General features: G+C 64.1%; 20 protein-coding genes. 12 read left to right on the top strand and 8 right to left on the bottom strand.

Annotation, left to right across the window (positions count from 1 at the left end; all coding sequences use genetic code 11):
* Window positions 1-84: 84 nt before the first annotated feature.
* The gene (locus CO657_RS01045) at window positions 85-717 is read right to left on the bottom strand and encodes a YitT family protein (RefSeq protein WP_054183793.1); all 633 of its coding nucleotides are present in this window, start codon (window positions 715-717) and stop codon (window positions 85-87) included.
* A 129-nt stretch (window positions 718-846) separates the two neighbouring features.
* Between CO657_RS01045 and CO657_RS01040 the strand changes: the two genes are divergently transcribed.
* Window positions 847-1,347, top strand: coding sequence for an RrF2 family transcriptional regulator (locus CO657_RS01040; RefSeq protein ID WP_003588737.1), 501 nt, complete (start codon window positions 847-849; stop codon window positions 1,345-1,347).
* 21 nt (window positions 1,348-1,368) lie between these two features.
* On the top strand, window positions 1,369-1,830 hold the full coding sequence (locus CO657_RS01035; protein WP_003588739.1) for a carboxymuconolactone decarboxylase family protein: 462 nt from the start codon (window positions 1,369-1,371) through the stop codon (window positions 1,828-1,830).
* A gap of 577 nt (window positions 1,831-2,407) precedes the next feature.
* On the opposite strand, the gene CO657_RS37890 is transcribed toward CO657_RS01035, so the two are convergent.
* The 3 genes from CO657_RS37890 to CO657_RS01025 form a co-directional block, all read right to left on the bottom strand.
* A complete protein-coding gene (locus CO657_RS37890; protein WP_281025588.1) occupies window positions 2,408-2,542 on the bottom strand; it encodes a hypothetical protein in 135 nt (44 codons plus the stop codon).
* Window positions 2,543-2,689: 147 nt separating this feature from the next.
* Window positions 2,690-3,325 carry a YitT family protein gene (locus CO657_RS01030; RefSeq protein ID WP_054183794.1) on the bottom strand — a complete coding sequence of 212 codons (636 nt, stop codon included), beginning with the start codon at window positions 3,323-3,325 and terminating at the stop codon, window positions 2,690-2,692.
* Between the two features lie 206 nt (window positions 3,326-3,531).
* Window positions 3,532-4,464, bottom strand: a complete 933-nt coding sequence (locus tag CO657_RS01025) for a class I SAM-dependent DNA methyltransferase (protein ID WP_054183809.1) — start codon at window positions 4,462-4,464, stop codon at window positions 3,532-3,534.
* Window positions 4,465-4,638: 174 nt separating this feature from the next.
* On the opposite strand from CO657_RS01025, the gene CO657_RS01020 reads away from it, so the two are divergent.
* The 3 genes from CO657_RS01020 to CO657_RS01010 are packed head-to-tail and all read left to right on the top strand — an operon-like array spanning window position 4,639 to window position 6,774.
* Entirely contained in the window at window positions 4,639-4,905 is a 267-nt protein-coding gene (locus CO657_RS01020; protein WP_054183795.1) for a DUF6460 domain-containing protein, read from the top strand.
* Window position 4,906: 1 nt separating this feature from the next.
* Window positions 4,907-5,404: a CAP domain-containing protein gene (locus tag CO657_RS01015; RefSeq protein ID WP_003588749.1), complete on the top strand. Its 498-nt coding sequence runs from the start codon at window positions 4,907-4,909 to the stop codon at window positions 5,402-5,404.
* Window positions 5,405-5,433: 29 nt separating this feature from the next.
* Window positions 5,434-6,774, top strand: a complete 1,341-nt coding sequence (locus tag CO657_RS01010) for an MATE family efflux transporter (RefSeq protein WP_054183796.1) — start codon at window positions 5,434-5,436, stop codon at window positions 6,772-6,774.
* Here CO657_RS01010 and CO657_RS01005 read toward each other — a convergent pair.
* Window positions 6,750-7,838 carry a quinone-dependent dihydroorotate dehydrogenase gene (locus tag CO657_RS01005; RefSeq protein ID WP_054183797.1) on the bottom strand — a complete coding sequence of 363 codons (1,089 nt, stop codon included), beginning with the start codon at window positions 7,836-7,838 and terminating at the stop codon, window positions 6,750-6,752. The two genes, CO657_RS01010 and CO657_RS01005, sit on opposite strands and share 25 nt — an antisense overlap.
* The gene (locus tag CO657_RS01000) at window positions 7,835-8,188 is read right to left on the bottom strand and encodes a DUF952 domain-containing protein (protein ID WP_003588754.1); all 354 of its coding nucleotides are present in this window, start codon (window positions 8,186-8,188) and stop codon (window positions 7,835-7,837) included. Before CO657_RS01000 ends, CO657_RS01005 begins: the two co-directional genes overlap by 4 nt.
* Before the next feature lie 122 nt (window positions 8,189-8,310).
* Between CO657_RS01000 and CO657_RS00995 the strand changes: the two genes are divergently transcribed.
* The 5 genes from CO657_RS00995 to CO657_RS00975 all read left to right on the top strand — a co-directional run bounded on the left by CO657_RS00995 (window position 8,311) and on the right by CO657_RS00975 (window position 11,453).
* Window positions 8,311-8,709, top strand: coding sequence for a hypothetical protein (locus tag CO657_RS00995; protein ID WP_003588756.1), 399 nt, complete (start codon window positions 8,311-8,313; stop codon window positions 8,707-8,709).
* A 93-nt stretch (window positions 8,710-8,802) separates the two neighbouring features.
* The gene (locus CO657_RS00990) at window positions 8,803-9,450 is read left to right on the top strand and encodes a response regulator (protein WP_054183798.1); all 648 of its coding nucleotides are present in this window, start codon (window positions 8,803-8,805) and stop codon (window positions 9,448-9,450) included.
* A 113-nt stretch (window positions 9,451-9,563) separates the two neighbouring features.
* Window positions 9,564-10,241 carry a S24 family peptidase gene (locus tag CO657_RS00985; protein WP_054183799.1) on the top strand — a complete coding sequence of 226 codons (678 nt, stop codon included), beginning with the start codon at window positions 9,564-9,566 and terminating at the stop codon, window positions 10,239-10,241.
* Between the two features lie 11 nt (window positions 10,242-10,252).
* Window positions 10,253-10,957, top strand: a complete 705-nt coding sequence (locus tag CO657_RS00980) for a thermonuclease family protein (protein ID WP_054183800.1) — start codon at window positions 10,253-10,255, stop codon at window positions 10,955-10,957.
* Between the two features lie 82 nt (window positions 10,958-11,039).
* Window positions 11,040-11,453, top strand: coding sequence for a tellurite resistance TerB family protein (locus CO657_RS00975; RefSeq protein ID WP_003570543.1), 414 nt, complete (start codon window positions 11,040-11,042; stop codon window positions 11,451-11,453).
* A gap of 10 nt (window positions 11,454-11,463) precedes the next feature.
* Here CO657_RS00975 and CO657_RS00970 read toward each other — a convergent pair whose 3' ends face one another.
* On the bottom strand, window positions 11,464-12,339 hold the full coding sequence (locus CO657_RS00970; RefSeq protein ID WP_054183801.1) for a transporter substrate-binding domain-containing protein: 876 nt from the start codon (window positions 12,337-12,339) through the stop codon (window positions 11,464-11,466).
* A gap of 328 nt (window positions 12,340-12,667) precedes the next feature.
* On the opposite strand from CO657_RS00970, the gene CO657_RS00960 reads away from it, so the two are divergent.
* Window positions 12,668-13,615 carry an IS110 family RNA-guided transposase gene (locus CO657_RS00960; protein WP_012556863.1) on the top strand — a complete coding sequence of 316 codons (948 nt, stop codon included), beginning with the start codon at window positions 12,668-12,670 and terminating at the stop codon, window positions 13,613-13,615.
* A 364-nt stretch (window positions 13,616-13,979) separates the two neighbouring features.
* Window positions 13,980-15,989 carry a methyl-accepting chemotaxis protein gene (locus tag CO657_RS00955; protein WP_054181950.1) on the top strand — a complete coding sequence of 670 codons (2,010 nt, stop codon included), beginning with the start codon at window positions 13,980-13,982 and terminating at the stop codon, window positions 15,987-15,989.
* A gap of 205 nt (window positions 15,990-16,194) precedes the next feature.
* Here the strand turns inward: CO657_RS00955 and CO657_RS00945 are convergent, their stop codons facing one another.
* A complete protein-coding gene (locus tag CO657_RS00945) occupies window positions 16,195-16,575 on the bottom strand; it encodes a VOC family protein (RefSeq protein WP_054181951.1) in 381 nt (126 codons plus the stop codon).
* Window positions 16,576-16,764: the final 189 nt, after the last annotated feature.

Here is a 16,764-nt window from a genome sequence, read left to right as displayed (position 1 = left end):
AAAGAAGAGCGGCCGGCGCCTTACGCGCATGATGCCGAAAAGTGTGAGCGGTTTTCGGGCGACATCATGCGCTGCTTGCCTGATTTAAACGGCGATATAGCGGTCCTTGCGGTGGTTGATGGCAAGCGTGAGGTTGAAGACGACGGCGCCGAGAACGGAGCAGGCGATGATCGAGGGGCTGGCGACCAGGAAGGAAAGTGCCAGGATCAGGCAGTCGAAGCCGAGCTGGACCAGGCCGGCGCGCCAGCCGAGACGATCCTGGATATAGAGGGCGAGAATGCCGATGCCGCCGAGGCTGGCGCGGTGGCGGAACAGCGCCAGCATGCCGGCGCCGATGACGAGGCCGCCGAAGAGCGCGCCTGCGATCGGATTGACATGCGTAATGCCGATAAAGCCCGGGACGAATTCGGAGAGGATCGAAGTCAGCGCGATGGCGGCAAAGGTCTTGATGGTGAAGGCCGGGCCCATGCGGCGGAAGGCGAGATAATAAAAGGGCAGGTTCACGGCGAAGAAGCAGAGGCCGAAGCTGAAGCCGGTCGCATAATGGGCGAGGAAGGCGAGACCCGCCGTGCCGCCGGCAAGCAGCCCTGCGCCGGAGAGCAGCGAGACGCCGAGCACGGCAAGCATGCTGCCGGCGACGATGCCCTGGGCGTCGTCGAACAGCGAATGGCGGTCGGCGCTGGAATTCAAAAGGCCTGTAAAGGCGTTGGCTGCCATGATGTTCCCCTGTCGGCTTTTGCCGTTTCTATCCGCCGTCACGATAAAGGCAAGCGGCAAGCAGCAGGGAAGGTCTTGACAACCGGCACAATCATGGATATTTTTTATCCACGATAGGAGATTGTTTCGATGAAGATGAGCGATGGCGTCGAGCAGGCCATACACAGCGTTGCGATGCTTGCCGGGCTCTCCGAAGGCGGCGTGCTTTCGGCCGCGGCACTGGCAGAATTCCACGGCGTGTCGACGAGCTATCTGCTGAAACATCTGCAGGCGCTCTCGGGCGCCGGCATCCTCGACACCGTGCCGGGGCCGCGTGGCGGATATAGACTGGCGAAGGCGTCGGAAGAGATTTCGCTGCTCGACATCCTGCTCGCCGTCGAAGGGCCGGCGCCGGCTTTCCGCTGCGCCGAAATCCGCCAGCGCGGGCCGAACCCGGTCTCCGACCGGCTCTTCGCCAAGCCCTGCAACATCAGCGCGGCGATGCTCCGAGCCGAACGGGTCTATCGGGCCGAATTGGCCAAGACCAGCATTGCCGATCTCGGCATCGAATTGACCGCTATCGACGACGGATCGATCGCAGCCCGCGGCTGCGCCTTCCTGGAAATCCATGAACGCAAGACGGCTCGCTGAGCCACAACAAAGGAGAAGACCATGCAACCGCGTTTCAACTTCGCCAAAGCCGCTCCCGATGCCTACAAGGCAGTCGCCGCACTCGAGCAGTACGTCCAGTCTTCCGGGCTGGAGCGCCGCTTCATCCACCTGATCAAGCTGCGCGCCTCGCAGATCAACGGCTGCGCTTATTGCGTCGACATGCATGTGAAGGAAGCTCGCCATGATGGGCTGAGCGAGCAGTGGATCAACCTGATGTGCGTCTGGCGGGAATCGCCGATCTATGACGCCCGCGAACGGGCCCTGCTCGGCTGGGTCGATGCGGTGACGAACCTTGCCAAGTCAGGTGCACCGGATGCCGATTACGAGGCGCTGAAGGCACATTTCTCCGAGGAGGAGATGACCAAGATCACCGTGGCGATCGGCGCGATCAATATCTGGAACCGGCTTGCCGTCGGCTTCCGCTCGCAGCATCCGATCGATGCTGCCGTCAAGGCGGCTTGAGGCCAATGCCACGGCAAACGTCGGGGCCACACGGCACCGCGTTGAACCAGGAAGTGCGATGTGTCATCCGCTGCATCAACGGCGAGTTTGGCAAAACAGCCCCCAACCTCCGTCATCCCAGGCCTCGAGCCTGGGATCCATGGCCCCGCTGGTGGGGGCGGCGTGGATCCTCGGGTCAAGCCCGAGGAGGACGGAGGGTGGGGTGAGCCCAGTGGCAAACTCAGCAACGGACGGCGGGAGGGAAAGTGTCATTGCTCCTTCGGCCCTCTCTGCTCAGCCCCCTAGCCGCCGGACCGTCAAGCGCGTCGGCAGCGGATTTGGCGAAACCCCGCCCCAACCTCCGTCATTCCAGGCCTTGAGCCTGGAATCCATGGCCCCCTGGTGGGCGGCGTGGATTCTCGGGTCAAGCCCGAGGAGGACGGAGTGTGGGGTGATTTGTGGAGCAAGAACAGCGAGGAATCGGGGCGCGGCTGCGATTTTTACGTGGGCTTCTCAACCCACTCATCTGCGCTCCGGGCGCCTTCATGATGGCATCCCGGCGACCGACCCGAAAAATTCGGGTCGGTTGAATATAAGGTCACTCGTAATTCGGAGTGGCTCGTACGGCAACGGCGTCAGGCGATGAGCCCGAAAGGTCGATGCTGTTGAAGAGATCGCGGACGACTTTCGCGATTTCCTCTGCGGAAGCACCTTTGGCGTATTCTTCCTGCATGCGGCGTCTCACAAGCTTTTCCAAATCTGACATAACTCACCTCATCAAATCCGGCGCGGGAAGAAGTGTCGCGCCGGGATGGAGCAGAGGCAAGTTACGGTTTGTTTAGAATGGGTTACAGATTTGTAAGGTTAGGCACCCGCTGCCTTACAGCGCGATATACCTGTCGGCGCGGTGGTTGATGGCGACGAAGAGGTTGAGGACGACGGCGCCGAGGACGGAATAGAAGACCACCGGCGGCGTGGTGACGAAGAAGGCGGCGGCGAGCACGCAGAGGTCGATGGCGAGCTGGACGAGGCCGGCGCGGATGCCGAAACGCTCCTGCAGGTAGACGCCGAGAATGCCGACGCCGCCGAGGCTGGCGCGGTGGCGATAGAGCGCCAGCACGCCGAAGCCGAGCAGCAGGCCGCCGAGAAGGGCGGCCCAGGCTGGATGGATGCTCGAAATGGAAAAGAAGCGCGACTGCACGTCTGATAGCACCGAGGTCAGGCCGATGGCGACAAAGGTCTTGATGGTGAAAGCCATGCCGAGACGCTTCCAGGAGAGCCAGAAGAACGGCAGGTTGAGCAGGAAGAAGGCAAGGCCGAAATTGACGCCGAAGGCATAATGCAGAAGGAAGGCCACACCGGCGGTGCTGCCGGTCAAAAGCCCGGCGCTGGCGAGCACGTAGAGGCCGAGTGCGGCGACGAGGCTGCCGGAGAATATGCCCTGCACGTCTTCGATCGGGGCATGGCGCGTCGCGCTGGTATTCCAGAAGCCAAGGGCATTGATGCGCTGTGTCATGTCGCCAGTCTCCACGGCAGACGAGTTCAGGGACACGCCGGGAAGCCCCGGCGCGGCGGAAGTTTTGGTCATGAAATGAGCTCGAGCGCCTTGGTGTTTTGCTGGGCTCGCTGCCGATGCGGTGCAGTATCGGGCCTTTCCGCGCGCGGATCAAGCAAAATAGGTAAGCAATGCTGACCTATAAAAACATCGCAAGAAATGTTCGCTCACGCGGCTTTGCGCGTAAGGAACAGAATGCCGGCAACCGGTTTGCCGCCATCTTTGCGAATGACCGTCTTGACGATCTTCAGGATGTCGAGGCCGTGGCGGGCAAGCAGCAGTCTCACATAGGCTTCCGAATGGGCATAACGCAGCGACGGCGCGAGGTGGAAGACCCCGCTATCCCCCGCATCTTCGACGGAAAAGGCGATATCGGCGCCTGATGCGGCGAGGTCTTCGATGATGGCAAAGACGCTTTCGAGATTGCCGAGATACATCAGCACATCAGCGGCCGTCACCAGATCGGCGCGATGGCGCGCGGCAACGGCAAACAAGCTGGAGAGATCCGGCGACAGCGACAGATCGGCCTGGGCGAGGTGATCATAGACCCCCTTCTCGGCGGCCTTGGCCAGCATGTTCTGCGAGAGGTCGAAGCCTTCGAGGCGGCTTACACGGCCATGGATTTCCGGGCCGAGCAGGCCGGTGCCGCAGCCGAGATCGACGGCGCATTCGTAATGCCTGCCGGTGGATGCGACGAGGGCTGCGAGCTTCTGCGGGACAGTGTAATCGAGTTTTTCGACGAGCGCTGATTCGAAACGGTCGGCATAGTCATCGAACAGGCGCTCGACATATCGGCTCGGCGGCCGGTCGGGTGTCTCGCCGTCGCCGAGAACGGCGAGCTTGAGGGCGGCGCCGAAAATGTCGTCGGGATCAAGGGCAAGCGTGTTGCGATAGGCCTCGATCGCGGCCTCGCCCTTGCCCGCCTTTTCGCGATAGGTGGCGAGCCGATACCAGCCGGCGGCCCAGCCGGGCACCAGTTCCAGGGCCTGCTCCATCAGCTCGGCGGCCGCTTCCGGCTCGCCGCCCTCTTCGAGCATTCGGGCATAATCGGCGCGGCGGTCGGCGATGACGTCGCCTGAGGAAAGCTGGTGGGGCTGCATCATCGGCTCTTTATTTGACGCATGTCGTTGCGCTGCACAGTTTTGCGTGGCCCGCATCTGGCGGCGGCCACAAAAAAACTCAAGTCCTATTTCAGAGGCGAAGCGGCCAATCCCCGAAAGGGCTTGCGGGCAACACGCCGCAACCTTATTCCAAGGGCAAACAGGAGATGGCGCATGTCCGATCAGGTGAACAAGTTCCTCGGCGATTCGCTCGCCCGCACATTGATAAAGCTTGTCGTCGTGTCGCTGATCGTCGGTTTCGTCATGACCGTGTTCGGCCTGACGCCGTGGAACATCATCTATGGGTTCCGCGACTTCATCCTGGAGATCTGGCATCGCGGTTTTTCAGCGCTCGGGCGCGTCGGCGACTATCTCCTCCTCGGGGCGACGATCGTCATCCCGCTCTTCGTCATCCTTCGCCTTTTCAGCTATCGCCGGTAACATGACATCGATCGATCTTTCCAGGCGCAGCCTGCTCATCCTTTCCGGGCTTTCGCTTGCCGCCGGCATCGCCGGCTGCACCACCACCCCGCGCCTTGCCGGCACGCCTTCGAACGGCGAGGACGAAACGGCGAGCGTGCTGCCGCTGGTCAACCAGCTGAGAGCCAAGAACGGCTTGCCGCCGCTCGCTGTCGATCCGGCGGCGAGCACGGCCGCGCTGTTCCAGGCCAAACGCATGGCGAGTGCGGGCAAGATGGCGCATCTGATGGGGCTGACCGACAGTTTCGGCGCCCGCGTCAAGGCGAGCGGCGTCCGGCTGCCGGCAGCGGAGAATATCGCCTCCGGCCAGCAGAGCGTCGATGCGGTGGTGACCGCCTGGATCAACTCGCCGCATCATCTGGAAAACATGCTCGGGCGTTATGACGGCCTCGGCGTCGCCGTCGCCCACAATTCATCTTCCCGGAACCTGCCCTATTGGGCCATGGTGCTGTCTAGCTGAGGCGATTCGGCCTCGATATCAGGCCATGGATGGATACGCACAATAACAGGTTCGCCTTCGAGGTGACGCACCGGCTGGTGCTGTCGATCGCCATTCCGATGACGCTCGGCTTCATGACGACGCCGATGCTCGGGCTGACCAACACCGCCGTCGTCGGCCGTATGGGCGACCCGGAAGCGCTGGCGGGGCTGGCGATCGGCGCGATGCTGTTCGATCTGATCATGGGCAGCTTCAATTTCCTGCGCGCCTCGACCACGGGGCTGACGGCGCAGGCCTATGGCCGGCGCGACCAGCACGAGCAGCAGGCGGTCTTCTCCAGGGCGCTGATTTCGGCGCTCGGCTGCGGGCTGGCGCTGCTCTGTCTTTCGCCGCTGCTGAATGCGGCGGGCTTGCGGCTGATGGGCGCGGAAGGCGCAATCGCTGAGGCGACCAGCACCTATTTCTCGATCCGGATTCTCGCTGCACCGGCAGCACTTGCGAATTACGCCATTCTCGGCTTCGTGCTCGGGCGCGGACAGGGCAAGATCGGGCTGCTGCTGCAGGCGGTCATCAACGGCATCAATATCCTGTTGTCGATCTATCTCGGCCTGACGCTCGGCTGGGGCGTGGCGGGGGTTGCCTGGGGAACGATGGCCGGCGAGACGGCCGGCGCGCTTGCCGGGCTTTTCATCGTGCTTAGCGGCTTTGCCGAGGCCGATCGGCCGGCATGGGCGGAGATCTTTTCGCGGCATCGGCTGGCCGAGCTTTTCGCGCTCAACCGCGACATCCTGATCCGCACCTTCGTGCTGATCGGCGCCTTCACCATCATGACGCGGATCGGCACCAGCTTCGGCGCGGTGACCCTTGCCGCCAATGCCGTGCTGATGAATTTCGTCCTGCTCTCCAGCTATTATCTCGACGGGCTTGCCAATGCCGCCGAGCAGATCACCGGCCGGGCGATCGGCGCACGTTACCGGCCGGCTTTCGACCGCGGGCTAAAGCTGACGATACTGTGGTCCTTCGGCCTGGCGGCGATCGTTTCTGCTTTCTTCTTCCTCGCCGGTCCCTGGCTGATCTCGGTGCTGACGACCTCACCCGAGGTGCGGCAGGCGGCAGCGGCCTACCTGCCCTGGGCGGCGGTGACCGGGTTGACCGGCGCGCTCGCCTTCCTGATGGACGGGGTCTTCATCGGCGCCACATGGTCGGCCGAGATGCGCAACCGGATGCTGATGTCCTTTGCCGGCTATCTCCTGATGCTCGCCGTCTTCGTGCCGCTCTTCGGCAATCACGGCCTGTGGCTTGCTATGAACGCCTTTCTGCTCTTCCGCGGCTTTTTCCTTGCGGTGCTGGTCAAGCCGCGGGCAGATCAGACTTTTCGCGCCGCCCAGTAATCCAGCCTGGTGTCACGCAACTCGCCGATCGTGGCCGCCTTTTCGCGGTCCATGAGTTTGGAGAGGCCGCGGACGATATCGCCGGGCAGACCGGGGCCTTCATAGACCATGCAGGAATAAAGCTGGACGAGGTCGGCGCCCGCCCTGATCTTCTCCAGCGCTGTTTCGGCCGAGGAGACGCCGCCGACGCCGATGATCGGCAGTGCGGCGCCGACACGCTTGCGCATTCTCGCAAGCACCGAAGTCGACTTTTCGAACAGCGGCACGCCGGAGAGGCCGCCCGTCTCCTTGGCCTGCCGCTGATCCTTGAGACCGTCGCGCGACAGCGTGGTGTTGGAGACGATCAAGCCATCCAGCGCATGCGAAAGCGCTTCCGCCGCGATATCGTCCATGCCTTCCTCAGTCAGATCGGGGGCGATCTTCAGGAAGACCGGGACCTTGCGGCCCGAGGCCGCCGCCACTTCGTCGCGCGCCGCCAGCACGGATGATAGCAGCGCCGCCAGGCTTTCACGCGCCTGCAGGTCACGCAGGCCGGGCGTGTTCGGCGAGGAAATATTGGCGGTGAAATAGCGCGCGACGGAATGGAAGCGGCGGATGCCGGCGACGTAATCGGCGATGCGATCCTCGCTGTCCTTGTTGGCGCCGATATTGACGCCGACGATGCCCTTGCCGCTCAGCGCCGCGAGGCGTGCGAAAGCGGCCTCATGGCCTTCATTGTTGAAGCCGAGGCGGTTGATGACCGCTTCATCCTCGACCAGGCGGAAGATGCGCGGGCGCGGATTGCCGGCTTGCGGCTTCGGCGTCACCGTGCCGATCTCGGTAAAGCCGAAACCGAGTTTCAGCAGCGCCTCCGGCACCTCGGCATTCTTGTCATAACCTGCCGCCATGCCGAGCGGGTTTTCGAAGGTGAGGCCGGCGACGGTCTGGCGCAGGCGCGGATCGGGCGTGATCTGGCAGGCGGGCACCAGGCCGGATTTCAGCGCGGCAATCGACATGCTATGCGCCGTTTCCGGATCGAAGAGGAACAGACCCTTGCGGGCGAGACGCTTGAAAGGATCGATCATGGCTGCAGCTCCGGGAAAATATGGGCGCCGGCCTGGTCGAGCGGCAGCGGCGCTTCCCAGAGCACCGCTTCAAGCGGCAGATCGGCATAGAGATGCGGGAAGAGATCGCCGCCGCGCGAGGGCTCGAACACCAGCTTGTCACCGAAGCGGCCGCCATTAACGGCAATCAGCAGCAGGCCGGCCTGGCCGGTAAAATGCAGCGCGGCGGTCTGCTTCACCTGCTCTGCCGTCGAGAAATGGATGAAACCATCCTTGAGATCGATGCCGGCGCCATGAAAAATGCCGGTTTGTCTGGCTTGCTGCCAGAGCGTTTCCGTCACGATCTTGTAAAGGGTCGGTGTCACGCTCATCATGGCCTCGCGATTGCTGATCCTCGGTCACCAGCGCTTTGCCGGAAAGAGGCGGCGATGTCCACGCCCCGGCCGTAAAAACGGGGACTAAATAGCGAGAGCAAATTCCGGAGGATGAGACGATGAAGATTTTGGTTCTGACACTTGGCGTTCTTCTCCTGCCGTTTGGGGCCGCCGCGGCCGAGGCCGATGCAAGCCGGTTCCAGCTGGAGAAGAGCGGCGACCATTTCGTCCGGCTCGACCGGCAGACCGGGGCGATGTCGATCTGCCAAGACAAGGACGGCGCCCTCGTCTGCCGGATGGCGGCCGACGAGCGGGCGGCCTATGAGGACGAACTCGACCGGCTGTCCGAGCGGGTGACGAAGCTGGAACAGGGCGGCCCCATCCAGCGGGCGCTGCCGAGCGATGCCGAGGTCGACCGCTCGATCAGCATCATGGAGAAGATGATGAAGAGTTTCATGGGGATGGTGAAGGAGTTTCAGGCTGAGGAAAACGCCAATCCCCTTCCGCAGAAAACCTGATCTGATATAGTCATATCACTAGGCATGCATGCAGAGCTCGGAGGGGACGGCGGCGCATGCGGGCACGATCGGGCTCTTGGGAGGGAGTTTTCGATGCAGGAACAGACCATCATCATTGCCGACGATCATCCGCTGTTTCGCGATGCGCTGCGCCAGGCCGTCATCGGCATGGAAGGCCGCCAAGCGATCGTCGAGGCCGGCGATTTCGCGGCGGCGCGCAAAGCGGCAGGCGCCCATGCGGAGGCCGACCTGATGCTGCTCGACCTCGCCATGCCCGGGGTCAGCGGCTTTTCCGGCCTGATGGCGCTGCGCTCCGAATTCGCCAGCTTGCCGATCATCATCGTCTCGGCAACCGACGATGCGACGACGATCCGCCGGGCGCTGGAACTCGGCGCCTCCGGCTTCATTTCCAAATCCGCCGGCATCGAGGATATTCGCCGCAGCATCCAGACGGTGCTTGCCGGCGATATCGCCACGCCGGAAAACTACCGCGGCGGCCAGGAGCAGGATCCCGATGTCGCCGACCTGATCCACCGCCTGCATACGCTGACGCCGCAGCAGAGCCGGGTGCTGACCATGCTCGGCGAAGGGCTGTTGAACAAGCAGATCGCCTATGAACTCGGCGTCTCCGAGGCGACGATCAAGGCGCATGTCTCGGCGATCCTCTTGAAGCTCGACGTCGACAGCCGGACGCAGGCGGTCATCCAGCTCGGCAAGATCAACATGGCGATGGTCGCCTGAAACCCTTGCAATAACAGGATTTTATTCCTCCTTTGCCTTTACTCGGGCGGCACGGTCGGTTAATATTCCGCCCGGCTGACGCGCGGATGAGCCGCGCACGGAATCGGGCGCCTATGCTGTCACACGATCAGATCTGGGGAGCGATCGACAGGCTTGCCGAGCGGCACGAGCTGACGCCATCCGGTCTTGCGCGGCGCGCCGGGCTCGACCCCACATCCTTCAACAAGTCGAAACGGCTATCCGCTGACGGGCGGCTGCGCTGGCCCTCGACGGAATCGATCGCCAAGGTGCTCGATGCCACCGGGGCGAGCGTCGAGCAGTTCCTTGCCTTCCTGCAGCCGGATGCCGGTTTTTCCAAGCGGCCGGCCGGCCAGCCTGACGGCACCTTTCCGCCGCAGGGCAGCTCGATCCCGCTGCTCGGCTTTGCGCAGGCCGGCGCCGGCGGCTTCTTCGACGATGGCGGTTTTCCGGCCGGCCAGGGCTGGGACGTGGTGGAATTTCCGGCGGCTCCGGCGCAGAAGTCAGCCGTCTACGCGCTGGAGGTGCAGGGCGAGAGCATGATGCCGCTCTACCGCGACGGCGACGTGCTGATCGTCGAGCCCGGCGCGCAGGTGCGCCGCAACGACCGCGTCGTCGTGCGCACCTGCGAGGGCGAGGTGATGGCCAAGGTGCTGCTGCGCCAAAGCCCGCGCTCGATCGAGCTGATGTCGCTCAATCCCGAACATCCCCACCGCACCCTCGAGCTTTCCGATGTCGATTGGATCGCCCGCATCATCTGGGCCAGCCAATAGGAAGATATTCCATGCGCCCTGCCGCCGTCTTCACAGGTCTCATAGGCATGGTGGTGGTGGCCGGCCTGCTGATGGCGGGTGAAGCAAGGCTGCGGGGCGGCACGGCCGGGGACGAGCCCGTGTCTGCCGAGGAGACGGCGGCCGCGGCGGATCCGCCCGCGCAAGCCGGCGAACCGGCTGCGATTTCGGACGACCGGGCTGAAGTGATCGTCCGCTCGACGGAACCGGCAGCGCCCTCCCCCGGGCCTGCCGACGGCACGGTGCCCAAACCCGCCGAGAGCGAGAAGCGAGCCGAGACGGCCGCCGGGCAGACGGCAAGTCCAGCCGCGAAAAAGCCGATGGAACTGGCGCGGCCGGCAGTCGAAAATGCCGGCCTTCTCGCCTTCGGCGAGCGCAAGCTGCAGCTTGCCGGCATCGTGCCGACGCCGGCCGACAAGATATGCGGGCCGACGGGCCGGCAATGGCCCTGCGGCATGATGGCCAAGACCGCGCTGCGCCAGCTGCTCCGCAACCGCAGCATCGCCTGCGATCTCGACAGCGCCGAATGGAAGGATACGGCGACCACCGCCTGCCGGCTCGGCACGCAGGATCTCGGCACATGGCTTGCCGAAAACGGCTGGGCTGAGGCAGCGGCGGGTTCGCCGCTGGCATCGGCCGCCGAAAAGGCCAGGCAGGCCGGAAAAGGCCTTTACGGCAACGATCCGCGCCGGAGGTGACCGGCGGTCTTGACAGGGCGCCGATCCCTTGTAATGCCGGCTGCCAATTCCCACTCTGGGCTGATCGAAAAAGGAATCAGAGATGAACAAGCCGCTTTCCGCCCATGATGCGCTGATCTACGTGATGGTGATGGCCTCCGCCGTCGACAGCACGATGAACGACCGGGAGATGGAAAGGATCGGACAACTGATCGGATTCCTGCCGGTTTTCCGGGATTTCGACGACGACAAGCTGATTTCGGTGGCGCGCGACTGCGCCTCGCTGCTGGCCGGGCCCGAGGGCCTCGACGTCGTTCTCGAAACCGTGCGCGACACCCTGCCGGCAAAACTCTACGACACCGCCTATGCGCTGGCCGTCGAAGTCGCTTCCGCCGATCTCTCTGTCAAAGCCGAGGAACTGCGGCTGCTCAGCCTGCTGCGCGACCGGCTCGGTCTCGACAAGCTCACCTGCGCGGCCATCGAGCGCAGCGCCATTGCCCGCTTCCGCAAGGGATAAGCTCGAAGGTTCAATAGAGCCCGTAGGGAAAATAGCGCAGATAGATTTCCTGGAGGCGGCCGTTGCGCGACAGCGTGGCGAGCGCGTGGTCGATGGCCGCCGTCAGCACGCTGTCCTTCTGCCGCAGCATGATCGTCATGCCCTCGCCGAGGAAATGCTCGGAGAGATAGGGCCCGTCGAACAGGGCGCAGCATTTGGCCGAGGCGGGCGAGGAGACCCAGAAGGAAAGCTGCAGCGCATCGGCGAAGGCGGCATCGACCTTGCGATCCTTCAGTGCCGCAAGCAGAGCGTCCTTGGTGTCGAAGGCCTGAGCCTTGATCGCCGGAAAGAAGGCGGCCAGCATCGCCTCGTGCACGGTGCCTTTGACCACACCGACCGGGTGCGCCGAAAGCGCGGCAGCCGTCTTGCCGTCGAGCGGCACGGCGAGATTGCGCACGAAGCGGGCCGGCAGCATCAGATACGGCCGGGAGAAGACGAATTGCCGGCGCAGCTCCGGCGTCACGGCAAGACCGGCGATCACGGCATCGCCCTGCGAGGCGGCGAGCGCATCCTTGAGATCGGCGAAGGGGATCGCCTGGATCTGGCACTTGTCGGAAATCTCCAGCTCACTGCAGATTTCGCGGGCGAGATCGACGTTGAAACCGGAAAGCTTGCCGTTCTGATCGGTAAAATTGAAGGGCGGAAAATCGACCGAGGTCAGGAAGCGCAAGCGGACCAGCGAGGAGAGATCAGGCCTCGCCAGACGTTCACGCGCATCGAAAAGCAGCGGCAGCGACGGTGTTGCCTGCTGGGCGGATGCGGCAAAGCTCGACAACAGCGCCGCCAGCAGCAGCCCGAACGCGAAAAACCCTTTGAGAGTCAGGGATGCCAGCTTGGATTGCGTCATCGTGATCTTGGTCTCGGGGTTGAGGGCGAAGCATCGCGGGGTCGGAAAGATGTAACAGAGTCATGGCCGGCGGGGAATATGGTGGGGTGAGCATGACCGTTGCAAACGCATCGGCCTCAGAGCAGGGGGCGGCATCCTCCAAGACTTTTTGGGCGCGGCATCCTTCCTCATCCTTGTACGTTGCCGTTGCTGTATAATGCGGCTGTGCGGCGGGGATGCGTGTCATCCTAGGGTTTTGAACTCGCGCCTCAGCGAGCATCTCCGTCGCCATGTCTTCGCTCGAACGGTTGGTTGGGCCTTGAGCCCGCGTTGCAAGGAGGAGCACCCCATGCATGCCCCCAGAACTTTCATGGTCGGTATCGATGTCTCGAAGGCCCATCTCGACGTGGCCGTCGAAGGCAAACGCACCGTTGTCCGCTTCGACAATGATGCAGCAGGCCGAGCCGCACTCGCGGCGGCGGTGGCCGGCGCAGAGCTTGTTGTCGTCGAGGCCACCGGCGGTTACGAGATGGCGACCGTCAGGGCGCTGATGGCCGCCGATAGTCCGGTCGCCGTCGTCAATCCCCGCCAGATCCGCGATTTCGCCAGGGCCAGCGGCCGGCTGGCCAAGACCGATCAGGTCGATGCCCGCGTCATTCTCCACTTCGCCAGAGCGATGCGGCCGGCACAGATCCCCCATATCGACGACGGCCGCATCGCGCTTGCTGCCCTCGTCACCCGTCGCCGCCAGCTCATCGACATGGCAGTCGCCGAGAAGAACCGCCTCGAACATGCCCCGCAAGCCGTCGCCGTGCTGATCGGCGAGACACTCGCCGCCCTCAAGGCCCAGCTCGCCCGCGTCGATGCCGCCATCGCGCTCGCCATCGAGGCCGAGCCCGACATGGCCGCACGCCGCGACCTGCTGCTGACCGTGCCCGGCATCGGCGAGGTCGGCGCCGCCGTGCTCATCGCCGAACTGCCCGAACTCGGCGGCATCGACGACAAGAAACTCGCCGCCCTCGTCGGCGTCGCACCGATGGCCCACGACAGCGGCGCCTGGCGTGGCCAGCGCCACATCGCCGGCGGCCGCGCCACCGTCCGATGCGCCCTCTACATGGCAACGCTCTCGGCCATCCGCTGCAGCCCGGCCATCAAGGCCTTCTACAAAAGGCTGCGCGACGCCGGTAAACCGCCCAAGGTCGCCCTCGTCGCCGCCATGCGAAAACTCATCATCATGATCAACACTATCCTCAAAAGACACACACCCTGGAGCGAGCCGCAACAACACGGTTGCTGAGGCGCGCAGGCCAAAGGCCGAAGCCTCGAAGGACGCGCTCCAACATCGCGCCTTGCATCACGCAGGAACGCCCGCCCCGTCCTTCGAGGCCCCTGCGGGGCACCTCAGGATGAGGCTCTCATGAGCGTTGGCGCCAACCTCTTGCCTCCCTAAAATTATGGGTGTGTCTGCGCCGCCGTTAGCGCGGAATTAAAGAATATCGCCTCTATTTATGACGACGACACGGACCCGCCGGCCGATTGCATGATGCATGCGTCAACCCCGCAATAATCCCTGAGCCGCGACACCGACGCAGCGCTCTGTTTGCAACAATTGATTTCAAAGAACCGGGCGTGCGACGCCCGGTCAACCGGGTAACATTTCCATGTTGAAGCATCTGAAAATCCGCACGAAAATCATATCGGTCGTGGCGCTGCTGGGGCTGATCACGATGGCCGGGCTGGTCTATGTCATCGCCGAGTTCCGCCGTGCGGATGCCGCCTACAGCGCCTTCATCGATCATGAAGCGCTGGCCTCGATGCAGAGCGCGCGCGCCAGCGCCTCGGTGGTGGCCTCGGTGCTGCAGGTAAGCCTGCTTGCCGACATGAAGCCGGATACGCCGGCATTCCAGACGACGCTCGCCACGCCGAGCAAACTGCCGCAGGCCCGCGAGCGGATGAAGGATGCGTTGGCGCTGGTGCCGAGCCGCAAACAGGCGATCGACGAAATTCAGGCCGGCATCGATGAGATCGAAACGCTGGCGAACAAGATCATCGAGCAGAGCAAAGCCAAGGACAGCGCCGGGGCGCAGGCGAATGTTGCCCTGATCAATGCCAAGCTCAATGCGCTGACGCCGAAGATGATCGCCAACAATGATGCGATGATGGCGATGCTCAACGACGGTGGCGACGCGCTTTCGGCTTCGGTCAACGGGCGGATCGTCTTCTGCCTCGTTCTGATCGGCATTGCCGTGCTCGCCGCCGTCGGCTTCAGCGTGGTCGTCGCCCAGATGGGCATTGCCGGCCCGATGACGCGGCTCAACCTGCGCATGACACGGCTTGCCGAGGGCGACACCGCAAGCGAGGTCGGCGGGCTCGACCGCGGCGACGAAGTCGGCCAGATGGCCAAGGCCGTGTCGATCTTCCGCGACAACGCGATCGAGCGTGGCCGGATCGAGGCGCGTGCCGAAGCCGACCGCAACCTCAGCGACGGCGAGCGCCGCGAACGCGAGGCGCAGCGGACCCGCGAAGCAGCGGAGCTTGAAGGCGCCGTGACCGCGCTCGGCGACGGCCTGCGCCGCCTTGCCGCCGGCGATCTCGCCTCGCATATCGACCAGCCCTTCGTCGCCCATCTCGATGCGCTGCGCGAGGATTTCAACAATTCGGTCGAGAAGCTCAACGAGGCCCTGCATACAGTCGGCGCCAATGCCCGGGCGATCGGTGCCGGCGCCAACGAGATCCGCTCTTCCGCAGACGAGCTTTCCCGGCGGACGGAACAGCAGTCGGCCTCCGTCGAAGAGACGGCGGCCGCACTGGAAGAGATCACCACGACGGTGCGCGACGCCGCCAAGCGCGCCGAAGAGGCAAGCCAGCTCGTCGCCCGCACCCGCCTCGGCGCCGAAAAATCCGGCGAGATCGTCCGCAAGGCCGTCTCCGCCATGCAGCAGATCGAAAAATCCTCGGGCGAAATCTCCAACATCATCGGCGTCATCGACGATATCGCCTTCCAGACCAACCTTCTGGCGCTGAATGCCGGCGTCGAAGCCGCCCGTGCCGGCGAAGCCGGCAAGGGCTTTGCCGTCGTTGCCCAGGAAGTGCGCGAACTCGCCCAGCGTTCCGCCAAGGCGGCCAAGGAAATCAAGGACCTGATCACCAATTCCGGCACGCATGTGCAGACCGGCGTTTCGCTGGTCGGCGAAACCGGCAAGGCACTCGATTCGATCGTCCAGGAGGTGCAGGAAATCAACCAGCACGTCCACGCCATCGCCGAAGCCTCGCGCGAACAGTCGATCGGGCTGCAGGAGATCAACACCGCCGTCAACACCATGGATCAGGGCACGCAGCAGAACGCCGCCATGGTCGAGCAGTCCACAGCCGCCAGCCACAGCCTGGCGACGGAAGCGACAGCGCTGAACAACCTGCTCGGCCAGTTCAGGCTGACCGGCACCGGCGGCTTCGCCGCTGCCGCACCGATCTCCTCTACCCGACCGCCGGCAGCCGCCCCACGCGCCGCCGCGCGCCCAGTGGCCAAGGCCCCCGCGGTCCGCGTCGCCCGGGCAGGCACCGCCCGCCCAACCGCCTCACCGGCCCGCGCCCTCGGCCAGACGCTCGCCAACGCCTTCGGCGCAACCAACAGCGCGCCGAAAGGCCAGGATGGTGACTGGACGGAGTTCTGAGGCACGGCCGTTCAGTTCGCGCCCGAAGCCTGCCCCTCACCCTAACCCTCTCCCCGTAAACGGGGCGAGGGGACGTGCCATGCGCGAGGTTAGCGAGGAACGGAGAGGTTGCCGCTTTTCCCCTTCGCCCCGCTAGCGGGGAGAAGGTGGCGGCAGCCGGATGAGGGGCAAGCGGCGGTCGCCGCCCTTCCTTTTCGGATCTCGTCTAACCCGGCCGCCACCCCACCTCGACCAGGATATTCCCCGGCGCCGTGCAATAGAACAGCCAGCCGCCGCGCATAGCGGCCGGCGGGCCGGAGAGCGCCGCACGGTCAGCAACAAGCCCGGCATGAACCCTATCGACATCCGCCCTATCAGGCAGGATGAAGCCGATATGATAGGTTTGGCGCTGCAGTTCGACCTGGTCAGCAGTGCCGAACTTGGCGATGGCGTGGCTGAGGACGATTTCGAGGCCGGCATCGTCTTCCAGGATCGCAAGGCCATGATTGCCGCGCATATCCTTCAGCCGCAGGCCGAAATGGCGGATGAAGAAATCCGCCGTCGCAGCGATATCGGGTACGTGAAAATCGAGGTGGTTCAGGCGCATGACAGTCTCCGTTCAAAAAAATCCCGGGACTGCAATTTGCCGTCTCCGCACGCCGCCGGGATCCCGCATTTGCATGCGGATCACGTCGCGGGTTCTCGTGCCATAGGCTACGGAGCAGAGCTTCTTGAGAGCGCTGATGACGCCTTGACGGAAGGGATCGGGCTTACCTCAACCGATCCTGCCTTTTTC

Origin of the sequence: Rhizobium acidisoli, from assembly GCF_002531755.2 — a bacterium.
GTDB classification, from domain to species: domain Bacteria; phylum Pseudomonadota; class Alphaproteobacteria; order Rhizobiales; family Rhizobiaceae; genus Rhizobium; species Rhizobium acidisoli.
This window is presented reverse-complemented; position numbering and strand designations above follow the sequence as displayed.

Bases quoted from the DNA above. Each gene is read 5' to 3' on its own strand.
- CO657_RS00955 (WP_054181950.1), top strand. From the start codon at position 13,980: ATGTTGAAGCATCTGAAAATCCGCACGAAAATCATATCGGTCGTGGCG.
- CO657_RS00980 (WP_054183800.1), top strand. From the start codon at position 10,253: ATGCGCCCTGCCGCCGTCTTCACAGGTCTCATAGGCATGGTGGTGGTG.
- CO657_RS01045 (WP_054183793.1), bottom strand. From the start codon at position 717: ATGGCAGCCAACGCCTTTACAGGCCTTTTGAATTCCAGCGCCGACCGC.
- CO657_RS00975 (WP_003570543.1), top strand. From the start codon at position 11,040: ATGAACAAGCCGCTTTCCGCCCATGATGCGCTGATCTACGTGATGGTG.
- CO657_RS00970 (WP_054183801.1), bottom strand. From the start codon at position 12,339: ATGACGCAATCCAAGCTGGCATCCCTGACTCTCAAAGGGTTTTTCGCG.
- CO657_RS01000 (WP_003588754.1), bottom strand. From the start codon at position 8,188: ATGAGCGTGACACCGACCCTTTACAAGATCGTGACGGAAACGCTCTGG.
- CO657_RS01025 (WP_054183809.1), bottom strand. From the start codon at position 4,464: ATGCAGCCCCACCAGCTTTCCTCAGGCGACGTCATCGCCGACCGCCGC.
- CO657_RS00945 (WP_054181951.1), bottom strand. From the start codon at position 16,575: ATGCGCCTGAACCACCTCGATTTTCACGTACCCGATATCGCTGCGACG.
- CO657_RS01005 (WP_054183797.1), bottom strand. From the start codon at position 7,838: ATGATCGATCCTTTCAAGCGTCTCGCCCGCAAGGGTCTGTTCCTCTTC.
- CO657_RS00990 (WP_054183798.1), top strand. From the start codon at position 8,803: ATGCAGGAACAGACCATCATCATTGCCGACGATCATCCGCTGTTTCGC.
- CO657_RS01015 (WP_003588749.1), top strand. From the start codon at position 4,907: ATGACATCGATCGATCTTTCCAGGCGCAGCCTGCTCATCCTTTCCGGG.
- CO657_RS01030 (WP_054183794.1), bottom strand. From the start codon at position 3,325: ATGACACAGCGCATCAATGCCCTTGGCTTCTGGAATACCAGCGCGACG.
- CO657_RS00995 (WP_003588756.1), top strand. From the start codon at position 8,311: ATGAAGATTTTGGTTCTGACACTTGGCGTTCTTCTCCTGCCGTTTGGG.
- CO657_RS00960 (WP_012556863.1), top strand. From the start codon at position 12,668: ATGCATGCCCCCAGAACTTTCATGGTCGGTATCGATGTCTCGAAGGCC.
- CO657_RS00985 (WP_054183799.1), top strand. From the start codon at position 9,564: ATGCTGTCACACGATCAGATCTGGGGAGCGATCGACAGGCTTGCCGAG.
- CO657_RS01010 (WP_054183796.1), top strand. From the start codon at position 5,434: ATGGATACGCACAATAACAGGTTCGCCTTCGAGGTGACGCACCGGCTG.
- CO657_RS01040 (WP_003588737.1), top strand. From the start codon at position 847: ATGAAGATGAGCGATGGCGTCGAGCAGGCCATACACAGCGTTGCGATG.
- CO657_RS01020 (WP_054183795.1), top strand. From the start codon at position 4,639: ATGTCCGATCAGGTGAACAAGTTCCTCGGCGATTCGCTCGCCCGCACA.
- CO657_RS37890 (WP_281025588.1), bottom strand. From the start codon at position 2,542: ATGCAGGAAGAATACGCCAAAGGTGCTTCCGCAGAGGAAATCGCGAAA.
- CO657_RS01035 (WP_003588739.1), top strand. From the start codon at position 1,369: ATGCAACCGCGTTTCAACTTCGCCAAAGCCGCTCCCGATGCCTACAAG.